Annotated in this window: 5 protein-coding genes; 1 reads left to right on the plus strand and 4 read right to left on the minus strand. The window is 66.4% G+C overall.

Annotated features, from left to right (window positions below; translation table 11 throughout):
• The coding region (locus V7E45_RS38870) for a helicase associated domain-containing protein (RefSeq protein ID WP_333779002.1) at positions 1-478 on the plus strand (478 nt) is incomplete at its 5' end.
• A gap of 87 nt (positions 479-565) precedes the next feature.
• On the opposite strand, the gene V7E45_RS38875 is transcribed toward V7E45_RS38870, so the two are convergent.
• The 4 genes from V7E45_RS38875 to V7E45_RS38890 form a co-directional block, all read right to left on the minus strand.
• The gene (locus V7E45_RS38875) at positions 566-1,303 is read right to left on the minus strand and encodes a TIGR02391 family protein (RefSeq protein ID WP_333779003.1); all 738 of its coding nucleotides are present in this window, start codon (positions 1,301-1,303) and stop codon (positions 566-568) included.
• Between the two features lie 1,081 nt (positions 1,304-2,384).
• Positions 2,385-3,143 carry a pentapeptide repeat-containing protein gene (locus V7E45_RS38880; RefSeq protein WP_333779004.1) on the minus strand — a complete coding sequence of 253 codons (759 nt, stop codon included), beginning with the start codon at positions 3,141-3,143 and terminating at the stop codon, positions 2,385-2,387.
• 8 nt (positions 3,144-3,151) lie between these two features.
• Positions 3,152-4,108, minus strand: a complete 957-nt coding sequence (locus V7E45_RS38885) for an IS481 family transposase (protein WP_333779005.1) — start codon at positions 4,106-4,108, stop codon at positions 3,152-3,154.
• 60 nt (positions 4,109-4,168) lie between these two features.
• Positions 4,169-4,447, minus strand: coding sequence for a hypothetical protein (locus V7E45_RS38890; protein WP_333779007.1), 279 nt, complete (start codon positions 4,445-4,447; stop codon positions 4,169-4,171).
• Between the last annotated feature and the right edge of the window lie 226 nt (positions 4,448-4,673).

A 4,673-nucleotide genomic window follows, 5' to 3' on the forward strand; every position in this document is an offset into this window, starting at 1 on the left:
CCCCCACACCGAAGCCCTCCACCACGCCCGTACCTGGGCCGGCGAACACGGCCACCTCTGCCCACCGATCAAAACCGTCCACCACGACTTCCCCCTCGGCCAATGGCTCAACAGCCAACGCCACCTCGCCAAGAAACGCCCCAGCCCCTCCCCCACCCAGCAGACACTCGCCACCATCGACCCCTGGTGGAACCCGCCCTGGCCCATCGGGTGGCAACGCACCTACCACCGTGCACGGGCCAACCCCCACCACCCCACCACCCGCCCATGGCTCCAACACCAGCAACGCAACTGGCCACTCCTCCACCCCGACCAACAACACCTCCTCACCACCACCAGCCTCACCACCACCCGAACCCCCTGGAAAGCACCGACCCCTTTCAACCAGCCTCCAGCGGGCAGAACTTGTGGGGCCGATCTGCACGAACAGGCCCCAGACGGCGCCGCGATACGCGCCGAGCACGCTTCCCAGCACTGAGAGCAGCCCGGGCCGGGAGAGCCGCTGCGGCCTCGGGTTCGACCCTTTCTGGCCGGTGAGCACTCCTTGCCGCCGTCATGGGTCAGCTCAGGTCGCGGTATCCACCGTGGCAGCATCCACCCACCTGGCCAAGATGCTGAACGCGGCGAGCTGTTCCAGCGCCTCGTGTTCTTCCAGCTCATCGCCTTCTTCATGGGCGATGGGATTGCGGATAGCCGAGTAGACGCCGCGTGCGAAGTTGCCAGCACCGTCGTGACGGTTCTTAAAGGTGTCACCCCCGTCGTCAACGCTCAGGCGCAGACGCGGATGCCCGGTGGTGGGAGCATTGGTGGAAAAGGCGTCAGAGAGGAGCTTCGCCTCGGAGGCATCCCTCCGTGCGAGCTTTGACTGTGCCTGAGCGTTGATGGCCCGGGCGGCGGCCCCGACCGCCTCACGGAAGTGGCCGCTGCTCCACAGACCAGCGACGCTGCCCCAGACCCACGGGTGAAGCGTCGCGGCGTCGAGCTGAGGTGCTCCGCTGCCCAGGTTCTCCTGCAGCTCCTGCTCAGCCTCCAAAAGTGCAACCGCACGATTGGCTGCCTCACGGTGGCGCCACATGGGCTGCTTCTTCGCCTCTTCCCAGTCAGCCGTTCGCCAGTCGGGTATCACCCGGTCCAGGATCCGCTCCACGATCTGAGCCGCCGCCTGCACCTCGGGCTTGGGGTTGTTGAACTTGTAGTAGCTAAAGCCGACCGAGTTCGGTGGGCTTGGGACGTAGGAGATTGCTGCGGTGACGAGGAAGCTTTTCAACTTCCCGATCGCCCACTCCCTGTTCATCTGCGTCATGCCCTGATGCTGCCGCATACCACCGACATCAGCGCCTGCCTGATCGAGGACGGCAAGGCGAGCGGACAGCCGTCGCCACTGCAGGGTGAGGCGGAGCGGCCACGGACAGCCGTGGATGCTGGACGAGCCGCAACCGGCCACCGCGTAACGCCGGTGTTGCGCCATCGCTGGACAGCGCGGCTCCATATCCGAGAACCAGGGATGTCATGGCCGATCCCCCAGGGCCCCTGCTGTGTCCGGAGACCGGTCAAGGAGGTTCGGCGGCACCAAGTGGCCCTCAGGGCGGGGCCGGCCATCGAAGTGAGCTGGTGGCCAAGTGTCGGCGGCGACCCGCGCCAGGATCATGGCGCGGGTCGTCCAGGTGTCACACCATTCCAACGATCACTGAACATGAGCCATGCGCCAGCGCAGAAGACACAACCTGATCAGCACCGCCACTACGTGACAAAACTGCACGTCAGAAGACCACGAACAACCTGACACCCCATGAACGCACGGCCACCGAGACACCCGCTCGGGCTGACCACGAGCCACCCAAGGCCACGCACCAAACTGATCAGCCCAGGCCAGACCACACACCTCTGATCACAAACACCGCTCCTGGACACCTCGCCGACCTCGGCTTGGAGTGGGCGCGGCAGACGCAGCCTCCCCGCTGACCACTGCACAGAGGCACGGACGACCGGGCCATCACGAGACCAGCCGCCCCACCGCCGACTCGATCTAAACCGTACATGTGGCGTACCTTGAAGGTGCGGGATGCGTACCAATGCGGCCGGGCCTGCAGTCAGCTCCAGCGGCAGAAACAGCCTGGCAGCTGTCGCCCGAGCAGCGGGAACGGCTGATCCCGCTGGGCGTCAAGCCGCTTCAGGCGCCGTCCCCGGCCCCCGCAGGGAACGTCGGGGGCAGGCCGGTGACGCACCCTCTTTCGAGGGGGGCGTGGCCCGCATCCGAGTGCCCAGGCCCGGCCAGGGACCCGCCACCGTCATGGTCTCGCCGCCTAAGAGACAGAATCCCCCCTCGCAGTCGACCTCCCCAGCGCCCTAGAACTCCGCAGGCCTCAGTCACTGCAAAAGGCCCCTCATGGTTCAGGACTCTTCTGACTGTCCTTCCTCAGTTCGGCCAATTCTGCAAAATGCTCCCTGTCGATCTCGGCGATCCGCGCCTCAACCGCAGCATCCTCAGCAAAGCGGGGAGGCAGCCGTGTGCTGCTGGCGGGTCGGGCAGCCACCAACTGTTTGACTGTCAGACGCAGGGCGCTGTACAGGTGCGCAGCGGCCAGGTCCGCGTCGTCCAAACGCGCATCCGTGAAGTCCCCCGATCCTCCCAACCACGCCGCGAGCAGGTCCGCTTTCTCCAGATGGACCCTACGCAGGTTTGCGCCGATCAAGTTGGCCCCACGTAGGCGCGCGCTCTCCAGGCGGGCCCCGCTCAGATCCGCCCTGTCCAGGCGAGCACGCTCCAACCACGCGCCCTCCAAGTGCGCCCCGCTCAGATCTGCCTTAATCAAGCAAGCACGGGTCAGGCACGCACCCTCCAGGTGAGCCCCACTCAAGTCTGCTCCTTCCAGGTACGCGTCGACCAATGTCGCACCACGCAAGTCGGTGCCGTGAAGCTTGAGTTGAAAAGGCTCGCTGCGATCCTGAGGACGTCGACCAAGCACGGTCAGTGCTGCCTGGACCGGCTCGCCCAACTGCGGTGGCCGTCCGGCCCGCAACGGTCGGAAGGCGATGCACAAGCGCTGATACGGAGACAGCTTCGGGGGAGCGGGTGCCTGTCCGCGGACGAAAGCGGCGAGGACTTCGACAATGGTGGCGTGATCCTTCGGCGAATCCCACATGATGCGCTCTAGCTGTATTGACCCGCAGGGTTGTTGACGCGGCTGATGGGTGGGTGGCCGCCGAGTGCGGTGTGGCATCGGTGGTGGTTGTAGGTGTGCAGGAAGTCTGCCAGGGCTTCGGTCCGTTCCTGGTTGCCGGTGTAGGGCCGTAGGTAGGCCCACTCGTCGAGCAGGGTGCGGTTGAAGCGTTCGACCTTGCCGTTGGTCTGGGGCCGGTAGGCACGGGTGAGCTTGCCGGCCGCACCGAGGTCGGCCAGAGCCTGCCGCCAGGCGAAGCTCTTGCGATAGGGCCAGGCGTTGTCGGTCAGAACGCGTTCGATGTGTGCGATGCCGCAGGTGGCGAAGAAGGCTGCGGCCCGGCGGAGGAAGCCCGCGCAGGTGTCGGCCTTCTCATCGGTGTGGATCTCGCTGTAGGCGAGGCGGCTGTGGTCGTCGACGGCGGAGTGGACGTAGTCGAAGCCCATGCTGCTGCGCCGGGCACGGCCTGCCTGGCGTCCCAGCACCTTGTGACCGCCGCCGTCCGGGATCCGGCCGAGTTTCTTGACGTCGACGTGGACCAGTTCGCCGGGGCGGTCGCGTTCGTAGCGGCGGATCACCTCACCCGTGGGCCGGTCGAGGTGGGCCAGGCGATTCAGGCCATGCCGGACCAGGATGCGGTGCACGGTCGAGGCGGGCAGGCCCAGAACTGGACCGATGCGGGCCGGCCCGAGCTTGCGGGCCTGACGCAGCCGGCACACGGAGGCCTCCACCATCGCGGGCGTGCGATGGGGTGTCGTCCGCGGCCGGCTGGAGCGGTCGTGCAGGCCCGGCTCGCCCTCTGTGCGCCAGCGGCGGACCCACTTGTGAGCGGTGGCCCGCGAAACGCCCATCTCCGCCGCGACATGTGCAACGGGGCGACCTGCGCAGACACGTTCAACGAGAAGCCGCCTGCCGTGAACGGTCAGCCGGGCATTACGGTGGGACACGAAGACCTCCGTGCGGTGCAGTCCTAGACAGCTCCACCACACCGGAGGTCTTCGCCATGATCAAGCCCTGCGCGTGTCAACAACGCTCGTGATCAATACATCTAGCGCGTAGATCCCACCGAGCTGCTCAACCTGCTTGTCTGAGGCGATCTGGCTGATGGCTCTGGTGTACCGGTCGGTGACCTGACCTTCGCGGGCCTGGTGCCAGGTGCGGTGGGTGTACAGGATGCCGACCACCGCCAAACCACCGGCGCCTAGCGCCACCATGGCAGTGCGTACCCCGGTGACGGTAGTCGCCACCGCAGGCGACAGGTGGGTGTTGAGGTACTGGTGATCCATCCACCAGGGGACTCGCCATAGTGCTGCACCCGCGGCGGCGACTCCGCCGAGCGACACAAGGAGCCACCACCATCTCCTGCCCACGCCGTACAACCACTGTGTGGCCTGCCACCACCATCTCCTGCCCAGGGCCTTCCCCCGTGATGGTGGACACGCGTTCGTTGATCACGCGGCGAGCGTGAGCTTATCGGCGTGGTGTCGGCGTTCGTATTCGTTGGGGCTGAGG

Origin of the sequence: Streptomyces sp. IBSBF 3136 (assembly GCF_036815105.1) — a bacterium.
In the GTDB taxonomy this organism is placed as follows: domain Bacteria; phylum Actinomycetota; class Actinomycetes; order Streptomycetales; family Streptomycetaceae; genus Streptomyces.